Source organism: Haloarcula sp. H-hyl6 (genome assembly GCF_056934455.1).
This window is the reverse complement of sequence record NZ_JBRIIK010000001.1, coordinates 2,312,670-2,338,039: the sequence shown is the minus strand read 5'-3', so window position 1 is coordinate 2,338,039 and position 25,370 is coordinate 2,312,670. Positions and strand designations below refer to the sequence as shown.

27 protein-coding genes are annotated in these 25,370 nt (G+C 61.0%); 8 read left to right on the top strand and 19 right to left on the bottom strand.

The genetic code is table 11. The features are described from left to right. Positions 1-101 precede the first annotated feature (101 nt). The 7 genes from Hhyl6_RS12085 to Hhyl6_RS12055 all read right to left on the bottom strand — a co-directional run bounded on the left by Hhyl6_RS12085 (position 102) and on the right by Hhyl6_RS12055 (position 5,243). On the bottom strand, positions 102-1,406 hold the full coding sequence (locus tag Hhyl6_RS12085; RefSeq protein WP_483739441.1) for an acetamidase/formamidase family protein: 1,305 nt from the start codon (positions 1,404-1,406) through the stop codon (positions 102-104). A 49-nt stretch (positions 1,407-1,455) separates the two neighbouring features. Then, a complete protein-coding gene (locus Hhyl6_RS12080; RefSeq protein ID WP_483739440.1) occupies positions 1,456-1,704 on the bottom strand; it encodes a hypothetical protein in 249 nt (82 codons plus the stop codon). Further along, positions 1,701-1,892 (bottom strand): hypothetical protein, encoded by a 192-nt coding sequence (locus Hhyl6_RS12075; RefSeq protein WP_483739439.1) that lies wholly within the window; start codon positions 1,890-1,892, stop codon positions 1,701-1,703. Before Hhyl6_RS12075 ends, Hhyl6_RS12080 begins: the two co-directional genes overlap by 4 nt. Before the next feature lie 546 nt (positions 1,893-2,438). Beyond that, a complete protein-coding gene (gene tgtA / locus Hhyl6_RS12070; RefSeq protein WP_483739438.1) occupies positions 2,439-3,911 on the bottom strand; it encodes a tRNA guanosine(15) transglycosylase TgtA in 1,473 nt (490 codons plus the stop codon). Between the two features lie 39 nt (positions 3,912-3,950). After that, positions 3,951-4,382 carry a type II toxin-antitoxin system VapC family toxin gene (locus Hhyl6_RS12065; RefSeq protein WP_483739437.1) on the bottom strand — a complete coding sequence of 144 codons (432 nt, stop codon included), beginning with the start codon at positions 4,380-4,382 and terminating at the stop codon, positions 3,951-3,953. After that, the gene (locus Hhyl6_RS12060; RefSeq protein ID WP_483739436.1) at positions 4,379-4,654 is read right to left on the bottom strand and encodes a hypothetical protein; all 276 of its coding nucleotides are present in this window, start codon (positions 4,652-4,654) and stop codon (positions 4,379-4,381) included. Before Hhyl6_RS12060 ends, Hhyl6_RS12065 begins: the two co-directional genes overlap by 4 nt. Before the next feature lie 43 nt (positions 4,655-4,697). After that, positions 4,698-5,243 (bottom strand): NUDIX hydrolase, encoded by a 546-nt coding sequence (locus Hhyl6_RS12055; protein ID WP_483739435.1) that lies wholly within the window; start codon positions 5,241-5,243, stop codon positions 4,698-4,700. Between the two features lie 85 nt (positions 5,244-5,328). Between Hhyl6_RS12055 and Hhyl6_RS12050 the strand changes: the two genes are divergently transcribed. Then, the gene (locus Hhyl6_RS12050; protein WP_483739434.1) at positions 5,329-5,454 is read left to right on the top strand and encodes a transporter; all 126 of its coding nucleotides are present in this window, start codon (positions 5,329-5,331) and stop codon (positions 5,452-5,454) included. A gap of 59 nt (positions 5,455-5,513) precedes the next feature. Here Hhyl6_RS12050 and Hhyl6_RS12045 read toward each other — a convergent pair whose 3' ends face one another. Together Hhyl6_RS12045 and trmY are read right to left on the bottom strand one after the other, a co-directional pair. Continuing rightward, positions 5,514-7,604 (bottom strand): hypothetical protein, encoded by a 2,091-nt coding sequence (locus tag Hhyl6_RS12045; RefSeq protein ID WP_483739433.1) that lies wholly within the window; start codon positions 7,602-7,604, stop codon positions 5,514-5,516. 258 nt (positions 7,605-7,862) lie between these two features. Next, the gene (gene trmY / locus Hhyl6_RS12040) at positions 7,863-8,459 is read right to left on the bottom strand and encodes a tRNA (pseudouridine(54)-N(1))-methyltransferase TrmY (protein WP_483739432.1); all 597 of its coding nucleotides are present in this window, start codon (positions 8,457-8,459) and stop codon (positions 7,863-7,865) included. 179 nt (positions 8,460-8,638) lie between these two features. Between trmY and Hhyl6_RS12035 the strand changes: the two genes are divergently transcribed. Together Hhyl6_RS12035 and Hhyl6_RS12030 are read left to right on the top strand one after the other, a co-directional pair. Continuing rightward, on the top strand, positions 8,639-9,424 hold the full coding sequence (locus tag Hhyl6_RS12035; RefSeq protein ID WP_483739431.1) for a DsbA family protein: 786 nt from the start codon (positions 8,639-8,641) through the stop codon (positions 9,422-9,424). A gap of 2 nt (positions 9,425-9,426) precedes the next feature. After that, positions 9,427-10,029: a hypothetical protein gene (locus tag Hhyl6_RS12030; RefSeq protein ID WP_483739430.1), complete on the top strand. Its 603-nt coding sequence runs from the start codon at positions 9,427-9,429 to the stop codon at positions 10,027-10,029. Positions 10,030-10,131: 102 nt separating this feature from the next. Here the strand turns inward: Hhyl6_RS12030 and Hhyl6_RS12025 are convergent, their stop codons facing one another. Together Hhyl6_RS12025 and Hhyl6_RS12020 are read right to left on the bottom strand one after the other, a co-directional pair. Next, entirely contained in the window at positions 10,132-10,281 is a 150-nt protein-coding gene (locus tag Hhyl6_RS12025; protein WP_483739429.1) for a hypothetical protein, read from the bottom strand. A gap of 135 nt (positions 10,282-10,416) precedes the next feature. Next, entirely contained in the window at positions 10,417-10,824 is a 408-nt protein-coding gene (locus Hhyl6_RS12020) for a zinc ribbon domain-containing protein (RefSeq protein WP_483739428.1), read from the bottom strand. 181 nt (positions 10,825-11,005) lie between these two features. Between Hhyl6_RS12020 and Hhyl6_RS12015 the strand changes: the two genes are divergently transcribed. The 4 genes from Hhyl6_RS12015 to Hhyl6_RS12000 all read left to right on the top strand — a co-directional run bounded on the left by Hhyl6_RS12015 (position 11,006) and on the right by Hhyl6_RS12000 (position 15,819). Continuing rightward, a complete protein-coding gene (locus Hhyl6_RS12015) occupies positions 11,006-12,823 on the top strand; it encodes an asparagine synthase-related protein (protein ID WP_483739427.1) in 1,818 nt (605 codons plus the stop codon). A gap of 120 nt (positions 12,824-12,943) precedes the next feature. Beyond that, on the top strand, positions 12,944-14,044 hold the full coding sequence (locus Hhyl6_RS12010) for a Gfo/Idh/MocA family protein (RefSeq protein ID WP_483739426.1): 1,101 nt from the start codon (positions 12,944-12,946) through the stop codon (positions 14,042-14,044). A gap of 373 nt (positions 14,045-14,417) precedes the next feature. Beyond that, on the top strand, positions 14,418-15,386 hold the full coding sequence (locus tag Hhyl6_RS12005; RefSeq protein WP_483739425.1) for a tyrosine-type recombinase/integrase: 969 nt from the start codon (positions 14,418-14,420) through the stop codon (positions 15,384-15,386). Positions 15,387-15,423: 37 nt separating this feature from the next. Then, a complete protein-coding gene (locus Hhyl6_RS12000; RefSeq protein ID WP_483739424.1) occupies positions 15,424-15,819 on the top strand; it encodes a DUF7342 family protein in 396 nt (131 codons plus the stop codon). Between the two features lie 648 nt (positions 15,820-16,467). Here Hhyl6_RS12000 and Hhyl6_RS11995 read toward each other — a convergent pair. The 8 genes from Hhyl6_RS11995 to Hhyl6_RS11960 all read right to left on the bottom strand — a co-directional run bounded on the left by Hhyl6_RS11995 (position 16,468) and on the right by Hhyl6_RS11960 (position 24,096). Continuing rightward, on the bottom strand, positions 16,468-17,574 hold the full coding sequence (locus tag Hhyl6_RS11995) for a DUF5797 family protein (protein ID WP_483739423.1): 1,107 nt from the start codon (positions 17,572-17,574) through the stop codon (positions 16,468-16,470). Then, complete coding sequence (locus Hhyl6_RS11990; RefSeq protein WP_483739084.1) at positions 17,571-18,401, bottom strand: IS5-like element ISHwa3 family transposase; 831 nt, start codon at positions 18,399-18,401, stop codon at positions 17,571-17,573. Before Hhyl6_RS11990 ends, Hhyl6_RS11995 begins: the two co-directional genes overlap by 4 nt. A 58-nt stretch (positions 18,402-18,459) precedes the next feature. After that, positions 18,460-18,771: a hypothetical protein gene (locus tag Hhyl6_RS11985; protein ID WP_483739422.1), complete on the bottom strand. Its 312-nt coding sequence runs from the start codon at positions 18,769-18,771 to the stop codon at positions 18,460-18,462. A 485-nt stretch (positions 18,772-19,256) separates the two neighbouring features. Next, on the bottom strand, positions 19,257-20,396 hold the full coding sequence (locus Hhyl6_RS11980) for a hypothetical protein (protein WP_483739421.1): 1,140 nt from the start codon (positions 20,394-20,396) through the stop codon (positions 19,257-19,259). A gap of 101 nt (positions 20,397-20,497) precedes the next feature. Continuing rightward, positions 20,498-21,574 (bottom strand): hypothetical protein, encoded by a 1,077-nt coding sequence (locus tag Hhyl6_RS11975; protein WP_483739420.1) that lies wholly within the window; start codon positions 21,572-21,574, stop codon positions 20,498-20,500. A 192-nt stretch (positions 21,575-21,766) separates the two neighbouring features. After that, positions 21,767-22,576 (bottom strand): hypothetical protein, encoded by an 810-nt coding sequence (locus tag Hhyl6_RS11970; protein WP_483739419.1) that lies wholly within the window; start codon positions 22,574-22,576, stop codon positions 21,767-21,769. Positions 22,577-22,586: 10 nt separating this feature from the next. After that, positions 22,587-23,453: a hypothetical protein gene (locus Hhyl6_RS11965; protein ID WP_483739418.1), complete on the bottom strand. Its 867-nt coding sequence runs from the start codon at positions 23,451-23,453 to the stop codon at positions 22,587-22,589. 133 nt (positions 23,454-23,586) lie between these two features. Next, complete coding sequence (locus Hhyl6_RS11960) at positions 23,587-24,096, bottom strand: hypothetical protein (RefSeq protein WP_483739417.1); 510 nt, start codon at positions 24,094-24,096, stop codon at positions 23,587-23,589. Between the two features lie 186 nt (positions 24,097-24,282). Between Hhyl6_RS11960 and Hhyl6_RS11955 the strand changes: the two genes are divergently transcribed. Beyond that, positions 24,283-25,362, top strand: coding sequence for a M20 family metallopeptidase (locus Hhyl6_RS11955; protein WP_483739416.1), 1,080 nt, complete (start codon positions 24,283-24,285; stop codon positions 25,360-25,362). Positions 25,363-25,370 lie beyond the last annotated feature (8 nt).

The window sequence follows — 25,370 nt, the reverse complement described above, 5'->3', positions numbered from 1 at the left end:
TAACGCGGATTAAATCGGGCTAAACCGAATCGTGACGGACGCTGCCGTCGGATTCGGGAATTGAGGCTAATCGCCCCCGAGGGCGCGCCGCGCGCGGCCGATCAGAGGCCGTACTGCTCGCGGACGAGGTGGTCCAGCCCCCGTTCTTCGAGGCGGTCCATCGGGGCCAGCATCGTCAGCTGGACGACCCCCGGGAGGCGACCGATCTCGACGCCGCCGGTGAACGTACACCGGGTCCGGACCTCGCCCTCGGTCATGTCCAGTAGCGCCCCCGCCCGGTCGAAGGCGTTCTCGGTGGCGTCGTTGACCGTCGCGCCGGAGCCGACGACCTGAATCGGCCCCATGTCCGTCTCGACGTCGACGCCGTACTCCGCGCCGAGGGCCTCGCCGGCCTCGACGTCGTCGTCCGTGTACGGTTTGGCGATGTGCGGGAGGTCCTCCTCGTTCGGCAGGAGGACCGGCCCGTCGATGTCGAGGCCCTCGATGACCTCCACCTCGAACTCGGCGTGACCGCTGACGTCGGTGGTGTGCAGGGCCAGTTCGCCGTCGCCCTGATTGGCGTGCATGTCGCCGACGTAGATGCCGCCGCCGTCGACCTTCACGGGGCAGACGAGGATGGCACCCTCGCGGACGGCGTTGATGTCCATGTGCCCGTCCGTGCGCTCTGCGAGTTCGTCCTCGCTGTCGAGGCCCCAGTCGTGGTCGGCACCGATGAGGAACTGCCCGAAGTCCCCGGCGTTGTGCGAGTCCGGCAGTTCGATGGGCGGCGTCGTCCCGATGTTCCCGAGGAACGGCCGGAGGTGTCCGAGCGTCCCCGGCATCTCCGAGGGTTCGTACAGCAGGATTGGGTGCTGGCGGGAGTTCTCCGGCAGCGCCATGGCCTCGTCGGCGCGTTCGGCGAGGTCGTGGGCGGCCTCGCTGTCGACCGTCAATCCCACCTCGCCCTCGTGGTCGAAGACGGCCGTGATGCCGTATTCGAAGGCGAAGGAGGAGGCGTTGGCACCACACTCCGCACACCGGATGGACTCCTCGCCGGTGCCCTTGACGACGCTCTCGGGCCACTCGGCACCGCACTCCGGGCACTTGTGGTCGACGAACGGGTCGTCGCCGAACGCGCCCTCGCGTTCGTCCATCGACCCGGTGCTGGTGGCGATGCTGGTCACCTCGATGTCGTTGATGCGTATGGCGACGGCGTCGCCGACCTCAGCGCCGTCGACGCGAATCGGTTTCGTCACCTCGTGGCCGCCCCGGAACTCCGGTGTAATCATCGGCCCCCAGCAGGCCGGTGGGGTGTGTGTCCTGACGGTGCCGCCGTCGGCGACCGTCCCTGCCCACTCCTGTTCGGGGCCGACCAGTCCGAGCGTGTACTCGTCTACCTCGAGCTCTTTCGTGACTTGCTGTGACATACCACGCTACTGTTGGGTGTCGAACAGGATAAGCGTACGGCCGAAGCACTCATCCGAGACTACCGGCACAGTTCTGACACCACGTCGTGTCGTCGAACAGTAGGTCTCGGTCTTTCTTCGTCTTGAAATCAGCTCTTTCGAGATACGAACAGTTCTCGTGTACGTGCATCACTCTCGGACCGCTGCTCTTCGTCGACGCGACCCAGACCACCCACGACTCGTCGAACAGGTCTTCTTCGCTCGACCTGTCCCTGCTCGTCTCCGAGGCCGGGCGTTGCTCGTCTGCCTCACGGCTCATACCGACTCCTCTGTGTCGACGTCGTCGAGTGTCAGTGCGTCACCGTCAGCCTCGTCAACCCACTGTTCGTGCAGATTCTGTGCATGCTTCTGGAACAGCAACTCTAACTCGAGATAGCCGACGTCCTCTGCGAAGCGGTCAATGACGCGGTCCAGACGGCGTTCCGCGCGTTCTCGTTCAGATCTCATCCTAACCACGTGAGGTGTGTACACCTGTTGAATCCTCGCTGCGGCGTCTTTCATACCCGGTTGCTAATCCCGGTGTAGCCGATCCTTTCGAGAGCGCACTCCCTCCTGATAGAGTGGTGACTACCCGCCGAAAGATACCTCGGCGTCCCCCGAGAGCACATACGAGTAACGGCTGTTTGGGCACTATTCTTCACGTGAGAAGGCGAGTATCTGTATAGCGAGCGCGGCCAGTGTGGCACAGTTCTCCACGTGAACCGACGGTGTGTCGCTGCTCGCACTATTGCAGTCACATACCACAGTTCGAAGTTTTCGAGGCAGAGGCCCCTCCCTCAAAGAGCAAGGGTTTCCGGCCCCGGTGGAAAGGGGACGCGAGTAAGGTGGGTAGGAAGCCGACCCAGCAGTGACTAGCCGCCGGCCTGTTGCCTGCGAACTCCCAATCGAGTGAGTGATTACTGACAATTATTTGGCGTGTCTTCGAGTCCCGTCGCACCGCCGTTATCAGCGACAAAACACGCGTCGCCGACCCAGAGACGGTCGTTCAGTGCGCTACTCCCGCGCGTGCAAATCACGCAGTCGCACCCCGTCCGGCACCGTCTCCAGCGCCGTCGCGGGCCAGTCGTCGTGGACCAGCGTGAACGCGACGTCGGGATGGAGGTCCACCAGACGGGCGACGCCGTCGGCGGCGGCCTCGTAGGCGGCGCGGTCGGTCCGGTCGGGCACTTCGGCGGTGAGCGGATACGTCTCGGCGAGGTCCCGCGGATACGGGCCGAACGGCGGGACGACGCCCCACGTCTCGTCGTAGCGGTCGTTCGACCCGCCCTCGGTCAGGAGCACCGAGTCGGCGTCGAGGTCGAACCGGTCCAGTCGCTCGTGGTGGCGCAGCACCTCGGGTCTGCGCGCGCTCTCGGTGGAGGTGTAGAAGAAGGCGTCCTTCGAGACGGGGTCGGTCCGTTCGAGTTGCTCGGCGTGGTCCAGTAGAGCGCGGTAGCCGTCGAGCATCGTCGGGTGGCCGCGGGCGCGAGAGTCGACGAGTTCCAACAGGTTCCCCGAACGGATGGCCTGCCGGACGGTCCGAATCTCGCCGTACGTGACGTGGAGGTTGTGCCGGGCGAGCAGGTCCTCTCGGGTGTCGTCGGCCATCGAACGGAGTTCCGCGGGCGTGTGGTCGGTACAGACCGGGCACTGACACGGGAACTGTTCGAGGTCGTCGAGCAGTTCCGTCCCCCGAACCGTGAGATAGCGGTCGTCGCGGGCGTACAGCGCGTACGCGGCGGAGTCGAAGAGGTCACAGCCCAGCGCGGCCGCCATCGCGAACATCATCGGGTGGCCGGCCCCGAACAGGTGGACCGGCCCCGTCTCGCCGAGGCCGCGCTTGCAGGCCGCGACCACGTCCGCGAGGTCAGCGTAGCGGTACTCGTTCATCAGCGGCACGACCGCACCCAGCGGGAACACGTCCAGTCCCGTCGATTTGGCGTCTCTCGCGGCCCGTTCGCGCAGGTCGGGGTACGTCGACCCCTGCACTGGCGCGGAGACGAGCATCTCGCCGGTGTCCACCTCGGTCGCTCGCTCCAGTCGCTCTTGGGTGGTTTCGAGTTCCGTCTCCGCTCGCTCGCGCTCTACGTCCGGCGGCGTCGGGATGTCGACCGGCGTCCCGATGTCCGACCCGATGTCGCGCTGGAACTGGAGAATCTCCTCGGTGGTCACGTCGATGTCGCCGTACTCGGCGAGTTGGAACGACCCCGAGTCGGTCATGATGGCCCCGGAGAAGTCCAGCAGGTCGTGCAGCCCCCGTTCGAGGGCCGGTTCGCGCAGGTCCTCGGAGCCGTGGAGGATGTAGCTGTTCGTGATGAGAATCTCCGCGCCGAACTCGTGTTCGAGCGCCGACGGGTCGACCGTCTGGACGTGGGGGTTCACCACGGGCAGGATAGTCGGCGTCTGGACCGTAACGCCGGCGCGTGGCACCTCCAGTTCGCCGAGTCGGCCCGCGGCGTCGTAGGCCCGGACCTCGAAGTTCGTCATTGTCCGTCGTCGGCGGGGCGCGCGCCTAAGGGTTGTGTTCTACAGTTCGGCCGGGTCCAAGCGGTCGACGAGGCCGTCGAAGTCGTCGTCGAAGCTGAGGACAGCGTCGACGTCCTGTTCTCTGGCGAACGCGACCGTCGTCGCGTCAGTGAAGGTCAATCCTTGGTCGTCGTACTGCTCGAAGACGTCGACCGCGGCGTCGAAAACTGTCGATGAGACGTGCTGGATTCGGACGAGGTCGGGGAACTCGTCGACGCCGCGGAGTCGTCGTCCCACCCGTTTCGCCTCACTGTGGCTGCCGGTTCGTGAGAGCGTCAGCGTCACAGTTTCGTCGTACACGTAGTCGGTCGTGTACGGCTGTCCGTATCCACCGCGGAAAATCGTCGAGAGGGCTGCCATCGCGTCGTCGTGCCGACTCGCGCTCGCATCCGCCTGTGCGTAGAAGACCCCAGAGTCGACGAGGACTGTCATCCGTAGAGGATGTCGTCGATATCGTCTTCGTCGGTCTCGACACCAGAGTCGAACGTTCCGTCGAGGAACGCCTCGATGTCCTCGTCGTCAGCCGGAACGGTCGACTCTCGGAACGAGTCGACGACCTCCTCCCGCGACTCGTAGGCATCGTCGATGAGTCGCGAGAGGAGTTCCTGCTGGGTGACGCTTTTCCCGGCTTTCAGCCGAATCTCGGCCTGTAGCTCTTCGAGACGGGACTTGGCGTCCTCGTCGACTTTGACCGCTGTCGCCATAGTTACTTGGTAACTCGTTCTACCCGATAAACGTTGGTACGAGTCACCGCTCGAACAGCGCGTAGTACATGATACCCACCGCCGACCGGCCGTCCTGCAGGTCACCGTCCCGTACCGACTCCAGTAGCGCGTCGAACGTCGTCGTCTCGACGCGGATGGATTCGTTGAAGTCGAGGTTCTGTTCGGCCGTCGGCGTACACCCCTCGGCGAGGAAGTAGTGGAACACCGAGTCGGCGTAGCCGTTGGCCGGTTCCGCGGTGTAGAGGTGGCGCACGTCGTCGGCCTCGTAGCCCGTCTCCTCGCGGAGTTCGCGGCCGACGGCCGCCCGTGGTGCGTCGTCGTCGGCCTCCACGCTCCCGGCCGGGAGCGCGCGGTTGACCCGCTTGACCGCCTGCCGCCACTCCTCGATGACGACGACGTCGCCGTCGGGGGTGAACGGGAGTATCACGACGCTGTCGCCCTCCCGCAGGAAGTCGAAGTCCGACTCGGTCCCGTCGGGCAGGCGCACGTCCTCGTGAACCACGTCGAACCCCGGGCAGGTGTAGGCCGTCTCCGTCGCGAGCGTCTCCCATTCGAGGCCCTCGGTCATACGCGGGTCTGGGGAGGGAACTGATAAACGCGTGGCGATTGCAAGGCAAAAGAGTACCCGTCGGACGCCCGGAGTGTTACGTCCGATGAAAGTCTCTACGATAGTGCTCCTCTTGGGCGCAGGCCTGTTCGTACTCCCGGTTCCCGGCACGTTCATCGCCGGTGCACTGGTGTTGCTGGCGGGCGGTGCCGCGCGGTTGCTTGGGGCGTAGCCGACCCGGTTCGGCGACGGGCCGCGCACGGTTCGCTGCTGGTCCCGAGCGCCGACGCGTCAGAGTTTCTCCGCCTTCCGAGCCTGTTCAGTACGTCGTTCCGCCTGTTCGAGACGGTTCTGTGCGGCGTTCGACAGCGGTTGGGGGAGGTCGTCGCTGGCCTCCGAGAGTCTGGTCGCCGCTCGCTGGAGACGGTCGGCGACGGTCTGGAGTCGCTGGTCAGCCCCGGCCGCGTCGCCGGCCCGCGCTCGCTCTGCGGCCTGCCGGGCCGCCTCGGACACGGCGGCGAGCGCCTGTGCCAGTCCCCGCACGGCGTTGTCTGCGCCGTCCGTACCGTCACCGCTGTCCGAGTCGGTCTGCGTGGTGCCCCCGCCCCGTTCGGCGACCGCCGCGCGGGTCTCCTCGGCCACGTCGGCGAGGAACGTCGACAGCGACGCCTTCCCGGTGTTCGGTCGCTCGATGCGGACCGTCCCGTCGGCCGCCGGGTCCGGGTTCACGCGGAACGCGCCGACGGCGTCCTCGGCGTCTCGAACCTCCGTCGTGTAGGCGCCGCCGTCGTGGACGTACACCCCGTCCGGGCCGTCGAGCGACGACTCGTACAGTCGACCGGCGAAGTCGTCTTCGACGGCGAGGTCGGTCAGGTCGCTGTCGGCGTCGGCCGGGTCCAGTTCGAGTTTGCGGGCGCGCTCGTTCGCGACCGTCGGAATCTCGCCGTCGACGCCTACCGGCGTCGGACCACCGTCGTCGGCCACCGAGACCCGTTCGCTGTGCGGGGCCGCGCCGGCGCGGTTGACCGTCAGGCGATGGTCGCCCGCCGGGACGTCCCGCACGGCGGCGACGCCGTTGAACGTCGGGACCGCCTCGGGGTCGCTCTCGAGTAGTGCGAAGGCCTCGACGGTCGATTCCTGCGTGGTCAGCCCCTCGTCGTCGGGCGCGTCGTCAGTCGGGACGGCCTCCGAGATGCTCGCGACGACGGTGTTGACGGCGGCCGCCTCGCCGATGGCGTCGTACCGCTCTGCCAGCGCCGCCCGGTGATTCGGTTCGGAGATGTCCGCCGCCGGGTTCTCGTACCGTGGCTGGCCCCACGGCGCGCCCGTCGTCGTGATGTGTCCGGCGATGGCGTCTTCGCCGAAATCGGGGACGGCGAACTCGAAGCTCAACTGCGGGCCGGTGAAGTCGGTGATGGACTCGATTTCGGCGGTCGGCACGAGGTCGTACTCCACGTCGGCCTCGTCGCTGTCCTCGCGTTCGGCGTGTTTGAACACCAGCCCTGTCGCCCGGTCGGGCAGGTCCGTCGGCGGCGAGGAGAGCGAGTCCAGCGAGCGCACAGTCAACGCCTCGTTGACGAGGTCGGACCGCTCGACGGACGGGAGGTCCGGGTGCTCGTACAGCGGCGCGCCCTCGTACTCGGGGACGACGTAGGGCAGTCGATACCCCTCGTCGCGTGGCAACCCGTAGGCGAAGGGGATGGCCGCCACGTCCTCCAGCGTCTCGATGGCGCTGTTGGTGATGTCCGCGAAGGAGGTGCCCTCCGGGAGGCGCTGGAACTCGTCGAGCGAGTCGTTCACCGACAGCGCGCTGGAGTGTGAGCCCAACTCCGAGAGGATGCGCGGCACGCCCTCCGGGTCCGGGTCGAGGAACTCGTTGTTCGGCACCTTCCGGGAGTGCGAACTGGCGACGTACAGTTGAGGGTCGTCCGTCTCCGTGTCGACGAAGACGTGGAGCACCTCCCAGTCGTGCCAGTGGAAGTTGGTCGTGAACTGGTCGAACGCCGAGTACAGCCAGAACTGGACGACCGCCAGCGGCGAGTCCTCGTACTCGACGGCGTGGTAGAACACCGTCGGGTTCGGCGGTTGCTCACCGGTGAACCGTTCGTGATAGCCGTCGAAGGCGTCGAACCCGTCGACGACCGTCTCGCCGTCCCGTTCACTCGTGTAGGGCCGTGGGTCAGTCGGGAACCACGGTTCGTTCTCGTCGAAGTACAGCGTCGGCGCGAACCGCGTGGCGAGTTCCCTCGCCCGGTCGCCCTCTACCTCGCTCGCGTCGGCGTCCTCGCCACCTTGGAGAATCGAACAGCCAGCGAGAGAGGCCGCTCCGGCACCGGCGAGCGACGCCAGCAGCGTCCGCCGGTCGAGTGTCGGGGTCGTCATCCGGTCACTCGACCCCCATGCGTGTCTGCCCGCGGCGGCCCGGTCGACCCTCCTCTACCGGACGGCCCGTCTGCATCATACGGCGTCGTCGGTAGCGCGAGGGAAAGGTCTTCTGGGGTCGGCCGAAACGTGTCAGGAGGACGGTTCGGCGTCCCGAAGCCACGACCGTACCCCGACGAACAGACGACCGCTCGTCGACGGTATCTGGTTATCACCCATCCTATCTCTGAAAATCGCACTCTCCCGTTCTGGAAATCCTCAGTACCGTGTGAACCCGTCCGTGTCGAGGTAGTTGTGCGCGACGGTGATGGCGTGGTCGGCGTGCAGCCGTTCGGGGCCGAGCGAGACTCGTTCGTCGGCGGCCTCGGCCAGCAGGTCGGCCTCCGCGTCGGCGAAGTCGTGGTGGTCCGAGAGGACGAACACCGGGTTCTCGGGCGTCTCGACGTCGACGACCGGGTCGCCGTCCTCGTGGAGTTGGACGACCGTTCCCTCACGAGCGACAGCGTCGAGCGTTCCCTCGAACCCGCGGCGGGTGAGCGAGACGCCGGGCGACGTCTCGACTGGGATGTGGCCGATGGCCTCCTCGCGCTCTTCGAGGGCGTTGCGGACGAGCGCCGCCGTCGACCGCTCGTCGGGGTTCAGCCGGCGGAGGTCGCTCCCCTCGAAGGAGACCGTGTACTCGTCCGCGAGGACGAGATGGGCGCGAACGTCCTCGCGGATGGCGTGACTCAGGAAGAAGGCGCTGTTGACACAGCGACAGAGGACGTCGAGGCGGCCGGCGGCCCCCGCGAGGTCGTCGAGCGAGAAGTCGGGCGTGGTGGGTGCGTCGTGACCGACGACGACGAACTGGCGCATGTCGGGTGGTGGTGACCGTACGGGTTAGATGTGTCGGGACGAAACACAGCCACGGTGCAGTTCCGAACCGACGAGACGGGGGCAGGACAGGTCTCTGCGTATCTCCGCTCCAAGTGGTCGTGTGCGAGAGCGACATTATCTGGTCCATAAGCAAGTGTCAACTGCCACTCGTTTCCCCCGTGACCGACGAAGACATGCGGAGCGGTCAGCATCGGCAGGGACCACGCACCACACCGGCGGCTACGTCAGACCGAACGCGGAGGAGATTCCTCGCCGCCACCGCCGGGACGGCGCTCGCGGGACTCGCGGGCTGTCTCGGCGGGTCCGGCGGCGACGGTGGTGCGACGGCGACGGACACGGGTGACTCCTCGAAGACGTCGACCGACCAGAGCGACTCGGGGCCGCTGTCGCACGCCTCGGCCGCCGACCTCGAGAACGAGCCGCGACTGGGACCGAAGGTGGGCGAAAGCGACGGCGTCGTCGTCGCGTTCGAGGACCCGTCGTGTCCGGCCTGCCGCCGGTTCGAGGAGTCCACGTTCCCGGAACTGAAGTCGAACTACATCCAACCCGGCAAAGTGACCTTCTTCTACCGGACCTTCCCCCACGTCGAGGAGTGGGGCTGGCCGGCCACGAACGTCCTCGAGGCGACGTACGCGGCCAGCGAGGACGCCTTCTGGTCGCTGAAAGACCACTACTACGCCGAACAGAACAGCTTCTCGAAAGACAACGTCTACGCCGAAAGCAAGGCGTTCCTCGCTTCGGAGACCGAGGTTGACGCCGAAGCCGTGGTGCAGGCGGGCCGTGACGGCGAGTACGAATCGCGTATCGACAGCGACCTGGGCATCGTTCGGGAGACGGGCACCAACTCCACGCCGACGTTCTTCCTGTTCCGCGGGACGGAGTTCGTCTCCAGCGTCGTCGGGAATCAGAGCATCAAGGTGTTCGCGAACGCTATGGGCGTGTGACCATGAGTGGGCGCACAGTCAACCTTCCGAGTAGCCGTGCGGACTGGCGGCTGGTGGCCCGGACCGTCAGGCTGGTGACGACGATTCCCACTTACGGCGCGCTCACGGTCGTCTCCTCGCTCGTGGGCCTGTCGCTGTTCGTCCTCACCCAGAACGTCCCGCTCGTCCAGTCCGTCGTGCTGGGCGGGGCGCTACCGCTGTCGGCCCGCCTCACCGTCCTCGTCGAACTGTACCCCATCCTTGGGACGGCCTTTACGCCGCTGACCGAGGCGTTCCTCCTCGTGACGGCCGCCCTGTTCGGCGTGAACACGTCGATGCTCGTCTACCACCTGCGCGAGAACCGCGTCAAACTCCGCGAGGGGAGCGGGAGCGTCGCCGGCGTGTTCCTCGGGACGCTCGGTGCGGGGTGTGCCGCCTGTGGCTCGGCCATCCTCGCCGCCGTGTTCTCGCTGTTCGGCGTGACGGGCGTCCTGACGCAACTGCCCCTCGACGGGCTGGAGTTCTCGTTGCTGGCGTTCGTCGTCCTCGTCCTCTCCATCTACTGGCTCGCGGACGGCATGCGCGGCGGACAGGTGGCTGGCTGTCCCGTCGACGTCGGCGGCTGAGTCGGTCCGCGCCGTTTCTGGAGACGCCGGCAGTGCACCGACACCTCTCGTGGTGTCGAGCGACCTCGCCACCGGTCCGAACGAGGGGTCACGCAGCGGGGGTCAGACGACCGCTTCGACCCACTCGGCGGTGACGAACTTGTGTCGACAGGCCTCACAGAGCAGTATCTCCATGACCTCGCCCGTCGAGAGATGGACGTGGTACCGTTGTGTCGGGAGGTCGTCTCCGCAGTTCGCGCACGTCGTAGTCATGCATTGACACTACGACGTGGCCTGTGATAGCTGTTTGTCAATCGCTCACACTCAGCACGCACCGTGAGAGGACCGATGAGACAACTGAACATGAACGGCCCGTCCACCGACGACTCCCCGGCGTCGTCAGTGGTTTCACCGCAGGAACAGCTCTATCACTTCGTCTCGACGCCGTCCCTTGAAGAACTCGGTGTACCCGCACCTGGTGCAGGAAGCGGCCTTGAACAGTCGGTTCTGGATTTCGAGGAACCGGGGGAACCCGTCGCCCGTGACCGCGACGTCGTCGACCACGACCTCCGTGTGACCACACTTCTGACAGCCCGTCTCGTCGCCGACGACCTCCGATAAATCGACGTCCTCCCCGTCGTTTCTCACGACGAGTTTCTCGCTCGGCGACGTCGCCTCGCTGAGTGACGCGTTGCAACTCCGGCAGAACGACCAGTCCGCGGACGCTTTCGAACCGCACTCGGGGCAGTAGACGTAGGACGAGTGTGCCGAATCGCGGTCGGCATCAGTCTCTTCGCTATCGTCTCCGGGGGACATGGACGAGAGTTCGCGGCCCGGTGTGAAAGAACGTGGCGTCGGAGGCGATTGGCACGCCTCACGACACGCCATCACACACGTCTCGAACGCCGGAGTAGACAGTTTCTACCACTGCTTCTTAATCTCCGATACAGACGCGAATACGGCGTATAACAATCTAAGCGGTTCGTCACCGACTACCATGGTCGGTATCGCCATCGCCAGCGGCACCACCGGAACCGCAGAATCACTCGTCGAAGCCCTCCACCGAGAACCGTGGTACGAACTCGACACTGCCGCGGCAGGCGAGACTGAACTGGGACTGCTCCACCACGGGGAGAAAGACCCCAACGGACACACAGTCTGGCAGGGTGACGGGCGGGTCGGGGTCGTCCACGGCGTCGTCTCGAACCGGGCGGACCTCGGGTACGAGAGCGACCGAGCCCTGTTCGACGCGGTTCTGGAGCGACCGCGCGAGGTCCTGCCCGAACTGAGTGGGCCGTTCCTGTTGGCCTGTGCCGACGCCGACGGGCGCGTGCTGGTCGCCAGCGACCTGCTCTGCTCGCGTTCGTGTTTCTACGCCGAGACGGACGGCGGACTGCTGGTGGCATCGGAGGTCGGAGCCGTCGCCGCCCACCTCGACGCCCCCTCCCCGGACCCTCGTGCTGTCGGGGACATGCTCTCGTTCGGCGGCGTGCTCGGGGACAAGACGCTGCTGGAGGACGTCTCGGCGCTCCGGCCGGCCACCCTGTTGACCTACGACGGCAGGCTCAGGACCGAGCGCTACTGGCGGCCTGACTACGGGACGAAGCCCGCCGAGGGGTACGTCGAGGAGACCGTCGAGCGGTATCGCGAGGCCCTGGCCAACGTGGCCGACACCATGGAGGGAGACCTGAGCCTGTGGCTCTCCGGCGGGCTGGACAGCAGGACGCTGGCGGCGGCGCTGGCCGAGCAAGACGTCGAGTTCGACACGCTGACGTACGACAGCAACCCGCCGGACGGGAGCAACGTCGACATCGCCCGGGAGGTGGCAGACAGACTGGACGTGGACAACGAGCGAGTCGTCTTCGAACCCGGCGACTTCGCGACGCAGGTCAGACGCGGCATCAGGGTCACGAGCGGGCTCAAGCCGTGGACGGTGTATCTCCACCCCGACTACATCATGGACCGCCTCCACGACCGGACCGACATCGTGATGGAAGCGGCCCCGCAGGGCGAACTGTTCGGCGAGGAGCCGTGGCTGTACCACGTGACCGGCGTGGACTCGGCGTTCGAGGGCGTCAGGCGCCTCGGCGGCGACGTCGAGCGAGACGTCATCGACAACGTCGTGGTGGGCGACGCCGACCCACACGACAGCATCAGGACCGAGCTAGCCGAGAGCGCGGGCGGCTCGACGGTCGAGACCGTGATGGACGTGTGGTTCCGGAACTTCTGTTCGAACACGCACTTCCGGTCGGACGAACTCTACCGGAGTCAGGTCGGGATGCGCCTCCCGTGGATAGACCGCTCCCTGTTGGACCACCTGGCGCAGATGCCGCACGACCGCTTCCGTATCGGGTACGTCCCGGGCACGAACGGCCGCATCCCGCGGGCGATGGCCCCGCTGAAACAGGACGTCATCACCGAGATGGACGGCGAGCAGGCGGCGATTCCCTACGAGCGGACGCGCTTGCCGTTGACCCGCTCGATGTGGCAGCACGACGCCACCTTCATCGCCAAGCACGTCTACTGGCGGGTGACGAACGACGGGCACCCCGACGGGCACTTCGGGACGTGGTACCGCGAGAACGACGCCGTTCGGGAGACCGTCGACGGCTGGATAGACGACGCCTGCGACCGCGACCTGTTCGACGCCGCCGCGCTACGACGCCTCCAGCGAGAACACGAGCAGGAGGAAGCCGACCACCTGCACGCGCTCGCTGTGGTGACGACCGTCGAGTGCTGGCTCCAGGAGTACGTCGACACGGCCGAGGACGCCGCCACCGCCGACGTGGAGCCCACCCAGCGTGCCACGGACTGACAGCCGAGCGGAACGGTCCGTTCGACTCGGTGACCGACCGCCGGGTTTCGGTCGCCGGTGCCGTCCGGGGGCGGAGTCGGCGCTCCATAACAATGGGTACACCGGCGAACACCGAAGCATATGACACTCCGAACGGCAGTCGTCGGCGGCGGGACGGTGTCGAAGACGCATCTCGACGGTATCGTCGCCTGTCCGCGGACGGAACTGGTCGCAGTCTGTGATATCGACGAACAGCGGGCCCGTGCGATGACGGCCGACAACGACGCGACCGTCTACACCGACTACGAGCGAATGCTGGACGAGGGTGGCGTCGAGTGGGTCCACCTGTGTACGCCGGTCCAGACCCACCTCGACCTCGCGCTGGACGCCGTCGAGCGCGGGATTCCCGTCCTCGTCGAGAAGCCCATCACCGAGACCGTCGCCGAGTACGAGCGATTGGCGAGTGCGTCACGAGAGCACGACGTGCGCGTGAGCGCGGTCCACAACCACTGCCTGACGCCCGTGATGCGGGCACTGACCGAGCGGGTCGACCGCGGCGACGTCGGGCAGGTCCGGGCCGTCGACCACATCCACACCGGCGACACCCCGCCGGACGCGGTCATGCGCGGCGAGTGGGCCTTCGAACTGCTGGGCGGCGAGTTCGAGGAGGGGCTCCCCCACCCGCTGTACATCCTCCTCCGTGCCGGTGGCTACCCCCGCGACGAGTTGGCGATACAGGTCCAGACTAGCTGTCACCGCGAGTACGACCGCGACTTCGGCTACGACACCGTCCAGTTGCAGTACGTCAGCGAAGCCGACGTCCAGTGCAGTGCGACCCTCATGGGCGGCGGCATCCCGAACAAGGTGGTCTACGTCCACGGCGAGGAGGGGACGCTCGTCGCCGACGTCGTCTCACAGACGCTCGTCACGCTGGACCGAGACTACAGCGGGTCGTCGGTCGGGCGAGCGCTGAACAACCTCGACCGAGCGGGCGACCGGGTGTGGGGCACGGCACAGAACGCCTACGCCGTCGCCGAACGCGCCGTCTCCGACGAGTGGGCCGTCGAGAAGGAACTGAACGAACACTACTACCAGTTCGACGAGGAGGCCGAGGCCATCCTGAACGACGGCCAGATGCCGATTCCGCTGGCCGAGGCCGGGTGGACGATGCGACTGCTCGAAAGTATTCGGGAGGCGGCCACGGCGGAGTCGACTGTCGCCACCCCGGCCGCAGAGGACTGAGTCGCGGCCGGGAGGTCCCGCCGTCGGGCGCGGGGCGTCACTGGCGTCGCTTCTCAATGCCACCGCAGGAATGGCACCTGTCTCGCTCGGCGAGTGGTACGGTCAGTCTCGTGGAGCGACCGCTACCCGTCTGAAACCCTGAAAATGGGGTGTGGTATGGGCCGGCGCGAGTCAGACGTTCCACCCGATTTCGCGGTTCTCGGCGGGCCTTCGGCCCGCCTGCGCTTCCACCGTGAATCTCGGCCACCAGGGCACGCCCGTGGCTACGGAACGCCAACTCGACTGGTCGCTCCCTTCACACCGGAGCAACACTATGCCATCGAACCCACCGAACGACGACCTCGAACCTCTGACTCCCAGGGAGGCACTCAGTATGTACAAGCGCGACCGTCGCGGCGAGCTCGCAGAAGCGACGCTACGCTCCCACGGGTACCGCCTTGAGCGCTTCGCAGAATGGTGCGACGACGCTGGAATCGACAACCTAAACGACGTGACCGGACGCGACATCCAACGCTACAAAATCTCCCGCAAGCAGGAGGTCTCAACGGTCACGCTCAAGTCTCATCTCGACACACTACGCGTGTTCATACGGTTCTGTATCGCCATCGATGCGGTTCGTGACGGGCTCGCAGAGTCCGTAATCAGCCCCTCGATCACGCGAGAAGAGAACCGTAGTGAGACAATCCTCCCACGCGACCGAATCAACACGATCCTCGATTACCTGAGGAAGTATCGATACGCGAGCCACCACCACGTGCTCTTGCAGCTGTTGTGGGAGAGCGGTTGTCGTGTCGGCACAGTTCATGCGATCGATGTCGAGCACGTCGATACCCGCGAGTGCCGTATCGAGATTCGACACAATCCAGAGACGGAAACACCCCTGAAGAACGGCCAGCATGGCGAGCGCGAAATCGCCCTCACGACCGAAACGGCGACGCTCATCGACGATTACCTCAACGAACATCGACACGACGTGACCGACGACCACGGCCGCCGACCGCTACTGACGAGCAAGCACGGTCGAGCAACAAGGAATACTCTCAGAACGTGGGTCTACCGACTGTCGCGTCCTTGCATGTACGGCGTCGAGTGCCCACACGGGCGTGACCCGGACGACTGTGAGGCCGTCGAGAGCAGGATGACTGCGAGCAAATGCCCGGAATCACGCTCGCCACACGCGATCAGGCGAGCAGCGGTCACGCACTGGCTATCGCAAGATGTACCGACTGAGGTTGTGAGCGACCGAATGAACGTCTCGGCTGAGGTCATTGACGAGCACTACGACAAGCGCACACAGCGCGAACGCATGGAACAGCGACGGGGGTACCTAGACGACATCTAACCCCGGGTTTATTCTCTTCTTGTGTTTACTCTGACCTATGGGTCGGTCAGAGTGGGAGAACGTAGCGTCTGATGGCGAGCGCGTGCGTAGCGTCGTGCGCACCCTCTCGCAACCGCGGCCGGCCGGCTGGATAGCTGATACAGCCCTCGTACCCATAGAAACAGCGCAGAAGCACCTTTCAGAATTAGCCGATGCCGGCGTGGTGGAGACTGTCGACGACGGTGGTGAGAGAACGTACGCGTCCAACCCGGACTACGAGCGCGAACAAGAGATACGGCGCCTTGTCGAAGAACACGACCGAAAAGAGCTCGCCCGACTCCGCCAGGAATTGGCTGAATGCGCTGGCCAGTCCGAAGGACAGGAGCGACAGTTGATCGAGTATCGGCGTGGCCTTGTCAATGATGCAATCGAATGGCTCAACGGCCGCGATTAGGGAAGGAGGGACTAACGAGAGTTTAGCAGGAACTTCCAACAGTCTGATTACGGGATTCTAGCGAGAGCAATTAGCGTTGAGAAGCCAAGTGAGCAATTATTGAAGAACGCTATTCTCAGCGTATTCAGGATATTCTGAGTACACACGGTCCAAGACTGCCGAAATACCCTCTGAATTGATCTCCTGCTTTAGTCGCTCCGAAAGCGCCATAATGTCTTGCGCCCCCTCTTGGTCAGAATGGCGTTCAATCAGTTCCCGCCCGGCAGGCTTGACTTTCTCGGTTTCTGCCGGTCGCGCGGCGCTAACGCGCCGTTTTGGGCGGACGTCCACGCTCGGTCCTCGCGCCTTCGGCGCTGCGCTTCCGACCCGCGACCCGCTGTTTTCGGCGGGCTTCGCGCGCCTGCGCTTCCGGCGCCGGAAGCCGGCCCTTGGTTGCGCCCGGAGCTAAGAAGGGCTCGGCCAGCTGTATCTGACCGCGCAAACGTGAGTGGCGACGTGCTCGACAAGCACTACGACCGCCATACAGAGCGTGAGAAGATGGAACAGTGTAGGCGGTATCTGGACGACATCTAACCTCGAATTTATTCTCTTCTTTTGTGTATAGAGACCATGGGCCAGATCGAATGGGGGAATAGGGAATATTCGCGTTTATGACTGTAGATGGTCGATAGCGTCGTCAGTTGGACGGATTCGACTATCTGCGTCCCTGTAGTACCATTCTGAAAGATGATCTTCTAAGTAGTGGTGGACATCAGCACTTTCGTCAAGTCCCCATCGGTTTTGGAGCTCACTATTCGATGTAGGTGCTAGTTCGATAACATCACGTAATCGGGATTGCTCTTGATTGGTTAATGCTCCTTGTTCCTCTCCCCCCTCCTGATTCCCCTTGGTAGAAGTCGATGCCTCTCCTTCTGGACCAGATTTGAGAGACATATTTGGTGACTTATCGCTGTAGGCGAACCGGATAGGTGATGGATGCAACGATCGGGTCTCTTCACGGAACTCCTCAAGAAACGGATCGAGGATTCGTTCTTTCGCAAGGTCATGCAATTCCCAAAAATACTGCTTGCCCTCCTCTGTCGATTCAATCCCCTCGTCTGCATCCCAGTAGTTGTCCTCGGGATCTCCTCGATCGGGGTATTCGTCTGAAGCCTCAACCCACTGCTCAAACTTTTCGATATGCTTCAGGAGGAGGTCTTCCTGATACTGGAAAGAGCTGTTCTTCGCAGCGGACTCCAAAGAGGTCAAATACCAATCAACAACGATTGATTCCTCTATCGGGTACGCATCATGCTCTTCGTGAACGTCCCAAGGAGTCATCGGGAGCGGGAGTTCGGTGACGCGGTCCACGAGGTGAGCTGTCCAGTAATCATTTGGCGCAGCGTGGAACGTAGCGAGATTTCGGCCATTTTCAATCTCTAAATCAGGGCCGTCCGGGTCAGCAAACGTTTCCAACCGATCGTGTAATCGATCTGGGACGGTACCGTACCCTCCATAGTGTTTGCTTTCAATTTCACAACCAAAGCTGATGACCTGCGCAATAAGATCCTCTAAGGCCTTTGCCTCTTCTCGACTCTGAACTCGTTCCATGTGGATAACAGACACTGGCGGGAAAAGCCGGGTGGCAAAGGCAGAGTTCTCACCCGCAGTGGCGTGTTCGGCGATTCGGTCAACCGGCTCCAAGGTCTGGCCTACGTAGTAAACTTCGTCTGCTTCAACGGCTGTGTTGAATCGCCATATAGCGGTGGAATTCACTGTTTCACAGCTCGCTTGATGTTATAGACGACACACATCAGCGCGATTTCTCGGAATTCGCGGAACCACGAACGCGCTCGCACGGCGAAGCCGAGCGAGCGCTTCACAGCCGAGTTCACGGTTTCGGTCATCGAGCGCTGATTGTAGCGCTGTTCGTCGATTCTGGCGTTGTGCGCGTGATCATACGGTGCGAAGATGCGATGTTTGATGAGCGGGCGAATCCCGAGGTCACGAAGGGATTCGCGGAGCGACTGCTTGTCATAGCCTTTATCGGCGGCAAGAGACCGCAGATCGCCCGCATTCCGGCGGGCGATCTGCTCGGCGAGGTCTGCGTCGCTCCCTTCACGGTTCGTCGAGCAGTGAACGTCAAGAACGGCTTGAGAGTCTGTATCGACGAGTTTCGTGACCTTCAGCTTCTGCACGCGGTAGCTTATTCGCTGGCAGTAGTGGCGGCTCGCAGCTGAGCGTTCGTAGAATGTCGCGTCGATCGCGCCGTGTTTCGAGGGGTCGTGCAGCTGCGCCGACTGGCGCAGCAGCACTCGGCAGACGCTCATACTGATCCGGTCGAACGCTTTACACAACGTGGATGGAGAGGGGAGATCGGCCGCGCTGAGGCCGATCTCCCCGGTTATTTGTGGCATCTCTTTGAGCAGGTCAATCGTCATTCGGTAGGACGTGTCGAGGTAAATCCGCAGACAGTGGAGGGAAACGAGGGCATAGTCGGCGAATCCGCCGCCACCTTCCGGGGCGGCGGATTCGTCTCCATCGCCAGTAACTCTTTGAGAAATCGGGACGATTTCGCTAGTGAAGCGGGAGATTTGGGTCATAGACAACTGAAGTCTCCCGCTTCAACTCCTTCGATTTAGCGACCTATCCAGACGCCGTCTAGTGATTCAACACAGCCTCGTCTGCTTCAACCGCCTGTTCGACCCACTTTGGAAAGTTCGACTGGTGATCTCCTACAGGTGGCCGAATTTTTGCAGGATAGTTCAGCCAAGCGTCTTCGCCCTCATGTACGGCTTCAGCGATCGCCTTTCCGTCATATGCCTCAATCTCCTTGCGAAGCCTTACCTCAGGCTCACATTCTAGTACGTAGACAAAGAAATCACCTGAAGTGTCCCGCGTGAGGTCATGCATCCGTTTGCGAGCGTGGTTACGAACTTCATTTTCATCAAGTTGCCATAGGGGAGTATCCATTACCGCACACTCTCGCGTTGGCTGATTTCAACCTTACTAAGAATACGAGTGGAGAGGCAGTGGTTATCGCACTTGGCTAAGAGCGCCACCATCGGAGAGCAATCGAGAGCGCTCCTGTTGCCCGTACAACAGCGAGCAAGCTCGAGAAACCAAGCAGACCGAACAGTTCTGGTCCAGTGAACCGTAAGAATAGGGCAATGTCACTGAGGAGGGCGAAGTCAAACAAGAACATCAGGCCAGCGTAAACAAACGCTTGCGCCGCTTGCAGAGGTGCGATAGTCCCCTCCATTGTAAGCGCCGAAACGGCCCCTAATGCCACTAAACCCCAGATGCTGAGAATTCGAAGCCCATGTATGAACGCTGCCTCAGCATTGTTCCGGTAGTCCCCTTTGGCCTTCCTGAACAGACTCAATATTCCCCGCATTTACGGAGAGATGAGGCCACCATCATGTAAATCTAAGTATGTCACGAGTGCCTCGTAGATGCTACAGGAACTGGATTAGGCTTAGTATCGCAAGAACAACCGTCAGTACGGTCAGTATTATCGTGAGATTCTTGATGTCCTTCTGGAGGTCTACGTTAGCGGAGGCTGTACGCGCCGCCACAGTATCGTGAATAAACTGGGAGATACGATCCAGCTTCCGGCCGACCCGATCAAGGTCGTTCTCAACTATTTTGAATAGCTCGCGTAGATGCTCGTCGTAGGAGTCGAACATTGACATCTCTTGTTCAGGTCTCGCTGGTGGTGAAATTGGAGTCGCAAATATTCGCTCTTCGTCTTCTAACCAACCGGCTTCTTCTCGAAGGACGGCAACCTCGTCAACCAGTTTCGTGTATACGTCTGTCCACTCACGACGCAGTGCTTCAAGGTCTTCCTCTGAGGAGAGAGCGGCCTCAACGTCATCTGGCTCTTGGTTGAGAATGTCGCTGATTCCATGTGTTTCCCGGTCAATATCTGCAACTAAGTCCCGTCGGTGACGTAACCAGTCATCAGTTCGGAAATAGGGTTTGAGGGCGCCCTCAATACGACGAAGCCACGAAGGCCCCCACGGTTCGGTTTCCTGAGGTTCATACGAGGCAGTAGTATTGAGAACCGTGAGGCTTCGAGTGCCATCGGGACCAGATGACTGCGGCGTGATGAGGTCTTCCCCGGTGAACTCGATTGGATGACCTAACAAGAACTGGAATTTCCCGAGGAAGGCTTGGTGCTCCTCGAGATATTCATGTATAACTTCAGTGTCGATCGAACCGCCCTCAATGCCTATTTCCTGTTCTTCGGCCGGCTCTAGGTAGAATACTGTCGGCGGGTCACGACGCTCGGGATCCACAATACTGGGTATGGACTCAGAAACCGAATTGAGTGAATCCATCAGTTCGTTCTGAACGACATGGGTACGCGATGAATCCTGTTCTGTGAGGTCGCTAATCTGTGAGTCTGAGAGAACCGCGACTGTCGTGACGTCAAGAATATGTCGACAGTCTGGCTCAACTAGGGTGAATACTTTCTCAAATTCAGGCAGATCATCGAATGACTCCCCGTCTGCGGAATATATCGTCCGTCGCCAGGTTCCACCGGTTCCCATAACCGGCCCCCCAAATTGTTCACCTTCTTCGTCGTACATCATCGAAAGTTTGTTCTTGAGAGATTCCTCAGATGATGCTTCACAATAGTCGAATCGCACGATTGCGGCAAGGGCTATCTCCATGTGAGTAGTAGTGGGAATACTTAGTTTTCGAGTGCGGCAGGCGATTCAGCACTATTCAGGGACTCATCAACGAGCAGCGATTCGACGAATGTTGCTAACTGATCAACATCAATCTCATCATCAGGCATGCACTTGATCTGCAACCTCGTGCGAGTGTCTTGGAACTCAGTATCCAGACTAACCTGTTCTGCGTCGCCGACAAGCTCGGACGTAGCGCCTATCAATTGCTCTTCGTCGGTAACGGGGAAGTCACGAAGGTCGACCTGTACTGAGTTTGCTCGCGTCCGCAAGAGTGCCCTATTCGTCCCCTCAATCCGGAAGGCGATGTAGATTTTCTGTGTCCAACTGGGACCAGCCAGTCCATCAATCTCAGTCAAACGATCGACCATCTGACGAACGAGCGCGGCTGTTTCTTCGTTCATCCGCTCTTCGAGATGCCACCGTTTCCCATTGACCTTCCAGGGTTTGTCAGAGGGTGATTCACCAGTTTCGAACTTCTCCAGATCAGAGGTCGGCACGATAGTCTTTGAGTCGAGGTACAACTCTTCCTCGTCGTCTTTGAACAGCGAGAACTGGACAATACTAACGTCAATATCTTGCTCCCTTAGCCAAAGAACGACGCTGCCAATACGTTCTCGAACCTTATTGCCGACTAAGAAAATTCGCTGCGTAGCGTTGAGTTCGTAATCGTCATCACAGAATTCTTCGATAACTTCCGCGAAGGAAGCGTCCTCGCCGTGTAGATCAATCCCCCATTCTGATTGGAGGAACATCTCAAACTGTTGCTTGATGTCGTCGTAGGACCATCGAGAGACGTATGAGACGTACTTTAGAGACTGGAAGTCGACTGATCCTCGTAGCGCGCCTCGTTTGAGTTCCACCACCACGAGATTACCAGCCCTATCAACCGCGAGGATGTCGATACCGTCTCCCATGTTTGCTACTTCTACCTCTCGACCGATGACAAGCAAATCTTCCCCAAGAATCTCGGCCGAATTTGCGATCACCCATTCTCGGAGATCGTCTTCCTCGAGGCCTTGATCACTCAAGGATGTCGGGGGAAGTTCACTGGCTTCTCGCCCTTCGATTCTGAGCATGTGCTTACAAGAGTGTCTGAGCGACTTAAAGTTCGACTACGGCCAGGGGCTTAGAATGGGCTATCGGCTCTTTCTGAGGTGTTGCCTTCAGCAGCGTTCCGAGACGTGAATAGATGGCTAGAACACTTTATCCGCGGGTTGTTCTACTCGAATTTCTAATCGCAAACGAACTCTAACCTTCCACAATAGCGGTTAGAGATAGTAATTGAGTAATGTGAGGCGGATGTATTCCGCCGTCTGGTCATCTACCTCGGGGTACGGTGCAGTGATGACCGCCTCATCGCCACGGAATTCGATGGATCGCTCACCCTGTTCGTCCTTCAGCAACAGACTGGTCTCAAAACGTTGTTCCTGAATCCAGTCATCGAGGGTCAAATCATTTTCCAGCGTCCCGACCTTGAACCGACTTTCCGTAACTGACTTCACACTGAACTCTTCATCCATGCTCTCTCGAAGAAATTGCGCGAAGGTTCCGACGTCCATGAGTACGCCCTTGAGATTTCTAAAATCGAACTCAAAGCGAATGTCCACGCCGATAGAATCCAGTTGCGCGTCAGCAACCGAATTCACGTTTGAATCTGAGAACGAGCTGTTGTCCTGTATGAGGTCTATCGTAATCTCGAAAGGGTCGCTATTGAGGTAATCGACGGTCACGCTGGCCGTTGTCTCGTCTAGCCAGTGGAATTCCTGAACTTCCGCCGCACCCTTGCTACGCGAGACACTGCTTCTGATGGCTGATTCTACAGACTCAGAAGCTTCGCTGACGGTACGACTGTCGGTTACATACGCACTGAACTCCAAGTCCGCCTTGATTTTCTTATACCGCGTTTGGTATGCCTTGACCTTCTTCTTGGCCTGTGAAATCCAGCGATCAACGATTCGATCACCGATTAGGCGAGCGAACACCGAATTGAGGAAGGTTTTCACGACAAACAGCACAAACGCCAGCAGAGAGATCCCCCCGACAAGTTCGAGAACCGACTGTTGTCCGGGGAACGGCATAGTGTGGTATTCAGTTTTGGTCGGCGAAGTCGTTTACCGTTGACTGGTCACCTGGTTCCGTGAAGTCAGTCACCGTCGATTGTTTTGAGATTTGGGGGAGAAGGTACTCCTGAATCAGCGTAAGATAGGTCTCCAGTTCCATGTTAGAGTAGCTTCGAACCAGCGCGTCCTCTGATATACTGATGACTTTCTCGCCTTTGCCGATTTCCTGTGTTGCCATCATGTGAGTGCGCACCGATCCTCGTTTCTTTTCTTCTTGGTATTCCGGTTCGGATTGATAGCCGCGGCCAGAGATGTACTTCTTGTTTATCGAGGACTGGGGGAAATCTTGGAATGTCGTGTTCAGAAGTTCTTCGGCTAGCTGGTCGGCAATATGTTCGATGTCGTCTGAGCTGAGGTTGACCTCCAGGAGTGAGAGATCCAGGTTTCCGAGTTTCTCACGGATGATCTCGAGAACGTTTTCAACTAGATTTCGTCCGGCAATCAGCACCATGTAGTAGTCATCACCGTCGCTAAAGGTGAGGAAGCGGACAGACTCGGTATCCAAGATCAAAACTCGATCATCCCGGAATACAACTGAACCGGTTTCGTCGAGCACAATATTCCCGGAGAGTGCTCTTAGGCTGCCGTTCCCGACTATTTCTACGTCTTCGATGGTAGTGATGATCTTGATTTTACCGTCTTTCTTGAATACATCCGGCTTAATCAGGTCATCATCTTCCTCGTACTCGGATGGTGGATCTAGGTGGATGGTTGTACCGTCCAGTTGGTCGCGAAGGAACTGGAGACTGAGCGACCCTTGAGTGCTCGAGAGTCGATACACTTTGCCCGAATACGTCGAAGATTGTGTGAGAGGGTTGTCCGGGGTACCGACCATGTTTGTATATCCCTGAAGTGTAATTGGATGGTAATGAAGGTATGTGGGAGGCTGACCTGTTTGAATCACCACCAGCGGGGAATACCGACGGCTGAAACGGTGTAGGGCGGTTTTAGAACGGATTCAGTTCCCACTACGGCCAAGGATCGTCGAATTGGGTGAAAACAGGCTCTTTCCGAAGTACAGCATATTCGCTATTCCAATCCCCAAGATAATCGTACCAGACATTTTCGAGCCCGGGAACTGGCGTCAGTTCATCGCAGCCCCCGATAGTTCCGAGGTGACGTTCAGCAGCATCACGAGCCGTGAATAAGCGCCTAGAACGAGTGGTACGTGGGTTGTGTTCGTCAGCGATGTACGCCAGCCAATGATGCTGGTTCTGCGCGTCGGCGAGTGTCATTTGCTTACTTTGGTTCTCAGTTGGACGGTGAAGGCGAACTCGGACGTGCATGTTACTGCCGCTGGTGTTGATGAATTCGAGTTCGCCAAATCGTAGCAGATCGCCGATTGCATCACTGATGTCGCCACTGTCTGCGTCTACGTTCTCGACGATACTCGCGCTCGACACGGCTTGGCCATCTGGTGGTGACAGTTCATCCAAGATTTTCCGATAGACCGCTCCTGTTTCCTCATCAATGCGCATACAGGACAAATGACAAGGGGATACTTAATCAGTCCCGTCAGCTCACCACCACGTGATGATCGGCGAGACAAGGCTTGAGTGCAGCAATCACGCGCCAATCATCCCAGAACAACTCACCCAAAGTAGGGCAGACCGCCATCCGTGCCTCCACGATTGGTTATTGTCTTCCAGTCAGAAAGGCCATCTATGACCTTTGACCGCGGTGAGTTCCACCGTCGGGCAGTTCAGATACCCTCTCACGAAGACGTCATGGAAATGCAGGAACTCGTCGTCGAGACCCTCCAAAAAGAAGGTCATGATCCCGAGATCGACGAGGCCGGGAACATCGTCGCTGCTCGTGAGACCGCTGGAAACAACGGCACACACCTTGTTTTGAACACCCATATCGATACCGTCCCACCGCATCTCCCATTCGAACGTGATGGCGACGTCGTACGAGGAAGAGGTGCGTGTGACGCGAAAGGCCCGCTTGCAGCGATGCTTGATGCCTTCTTCTCGGCCACAATCGGTGACGGCCGATTGACACTCGCGATCTCCCCGAACGAAGAAACCTCACAACTCGGCGGCGCACATCTCGGCGACGAGCTAACCGCTGACGGATACATCGTGGGCGAACCAACCAGGCTCGACGTCTGTCCCGCTGCCCGAGGTAATTTCGGTGGCTACGTCACAATTTCCGGCGAAAGCGCCCACGCCAGCGAGCCCAACTCCGGAAGTAACCCGCTTCGCGCAGTAGGCGCACTCATCGAGGCGCTTGAAGAGTATGACACGCATTGTGGGCCGGGCGAACACGAATTACTCGGCAGACCCACGCTTGCGCCAACGCGAGTCGAAGGGGGAGGACCACTCAACCAGATTCCCTCGGAATGTACAGTTAGCTTCGACCGCCGTACAGTCCCACCAGAAACCATCGACGACTTCGTCACTAGTCTTGACTCATATCTCGAACAACGACTTCCAGGCGAGTTCGACTACGAAGTGGGCGCGGCCTACCCAGATAGCCCCAATCCAGACGCTTTTGCGACTAATCTTCAAGCCGAGCTCGTACAGACACTTGCTACCGCCAGTGGCGGGGAGATTCGGCCGTTTGGGGCAGCGACCGAAGCGTCGTACTTCGCCGATGATGCGCCGACAGTCGTGTTTGGGCCAGGTGTACTCGCTGACGATGAGGGGCCAGTTGCACACTCTGACCGTGAATACATCACCCGTTCGGCAGTCACAGAAGCTTCGAAGGTTCTTCGCAAAGCCATCGAGGAGCTCGTTTGAAGAACCGC

Bases quoted from the DNA above. Each gene is read 5' to 3' on its own strand.
- Hhyl6_RS12085 (WP_483739441.1), bottom strand. From the start codon at position 1,406: ATGTCACAGCAAGTCACGAAAGAGCTCGAGGTAGACGAGTACACGCTC.
- Hhyl6_RS12080 (WP_483739440.1), bottom strand. From the start codon at position 1,704: ATGAGCCGTGAGGCAGACGAGCAACGCCCGGCCTCGGAGACGAGCAGG.
- Hhyl6_RS12075 (WP_483739439.1), bottom strand. From the start codon at position 1,892: ATGAGATCTGAACGAGAACGCGCGGAACGCCGTCTGGACCGCGTCATT.
- tgtA (WP_483739438.1), bottom strand. From the start codon at position 3,911: ATGACGAACTTCGAGGTCCGGGCCTACGACGCCGCGGGCCGACTCGGC.
- Hhyl6_RS12065 (WP_483739437.1), bottom strand. From the start codon at position 4,382: ATGACAGTCCTCGTCGACTCTGGGGTCTTCTACGCACAGGCGGATGCG.
- Hhyl6_RS12060 (WP_483739436.1), bottom strand. From the start codon at position 4,654: ATGGCGACAGCGGTCAAAGTCGACGAGGACGCCAAGTCCCGTCTCGAA.
- Hhyl6_RS12055 (WP_483739435.1), bottom strand. From the start codon at position 5,243: ATGACCGAGGGCCTCGAATGGGAGACGCTCGCGACGGAGACGGCCTAC.
- Hhyl6_RS12050 (WP_483739434.1), top strand. From the start codon at position 5,329: ATGAAAGTCTCTACGATAGTGCTCCTCTTGGGCGCAGGCCTGTTCGTA.
- Hhyl6_RS12045 (WP_483739433.1), bottom strand. From the start codon at position 7,604: ATGACGACCCCGACACTCGACCGGCGGACGCTGCTGGCGTCGCTCGCC.
- trmY (WP_483739432.1), bottom strand. From the start codon at position 8,459: ATGCGCCAGTTCGTCGTCGTCGGTCACGACGCACCCACCACGCCCGAC.
- Hhyl6_RS12030 (WP_483739430.1), top strand. From the start codon at position 9,427: ATGAGTGGGCGCACAGTCAACCTTCCGAGTAGCCGTGCGGACTGGCGG.
- Hhyl6_RS12025 (WP_483739429.1), bottom strand. From the start codon at position 10,281: ATGACTACGACGTGCGCGAACTGCGGAGACGACCTCCCGACACAACGG.
- Hhyl6_RS12020 (WP_483739428.1), bottom strand. From the start codon at position 10,824: ATGTCCCCCGGAGACGATAGCGAAGAGACTGATGCCGACCGCGATTCG.
- Hhyl6_RS12015 (WP_483739427.1), top strand. From the start codon at position 11,006: ATGGTCGGTATCGCCATCGCCAGCGGCACCACCGGAACCGCAGAATCA.
- Hhyl6_RS12010 (WP_483739426.1), top strand. From the start codon at position 12,944: ATGACACTCCGAACGGCAGTCGTCGGCGGCGGGACGGTGTCGAAGACG.
- Hhyl6_RS12005 (WP_483739425.1), top strand. From the start codon at position 14,418: ATGTACAAGCGCGACCGTCGCGGCGAGCTCGCAGAAGCGACGCTACGC.
- Hhyl6_RS12000 (WP_483739424.1), top strand. From the start codon at position 15,424: ATGGGTCGGTCAGAGTGGGAGAACGTAGCGTCTGATGGCGAGCGCGTG.
- Hhyl6_RS11990 (WP_483739084.1), bottom strand. From the start codon at position 18,401: ATGACCCAAATCTCCCGCTTCACTAGCGAAATCGTCCCGATTTCTCAA.
- Hhyl6_RS11985 (WP_483739422.1), bottom strand. From the start codon at position 18,771: ATGGATACTCCCCTATGGCAACTTGATGAAAATGAAGTTCGTAACCAC.
- Hhyl6_RS11980 (WP_483739421.1), bottom strand. From the start codon at position 20,396: ATGATGTACGACGAAGAAGGTGAACAATTTGGGGGGCCGGTTATGGGA.
- Hhyl6_RS11975 (WP_483739420.1), bottom strand. From the start codon at position 21,574: ATGCTCAGAATCGAAGGGCGAGAAGCCAGTGAACTTCCCCCGACATCC.
- Hhyl6_RS11970 (WP_483739419.1), bottom strand. From the start codon at position 22,576: ATGCCGTTCCCCGGACAACAGTCGGTTCTCGAACTTGTCGGGGGGATC.
- Hhyl6_RS11965 (WP_483739418.1), bottom strand. From the start codon at position 23,453: ATGGTCGGTACCCCGGACAACCCTCTCACACAATCTTCGACGTATTCG.
- Hhyl6_RS11960 (WP_483739417.1), bottom strand. From the start codon at position 24,096: ATGCGCATTGATGAGGAAACAGGAGCGGTCTATCGGAAAATCTTGGAT.
- Hhyl6_RS11955 (WP_483739416.1), top strand. From the start codon at position 24,283: ATGACCTTTGACCGCGGTGAGTTCCACCGTCGGGCAGTTCAGATACCC.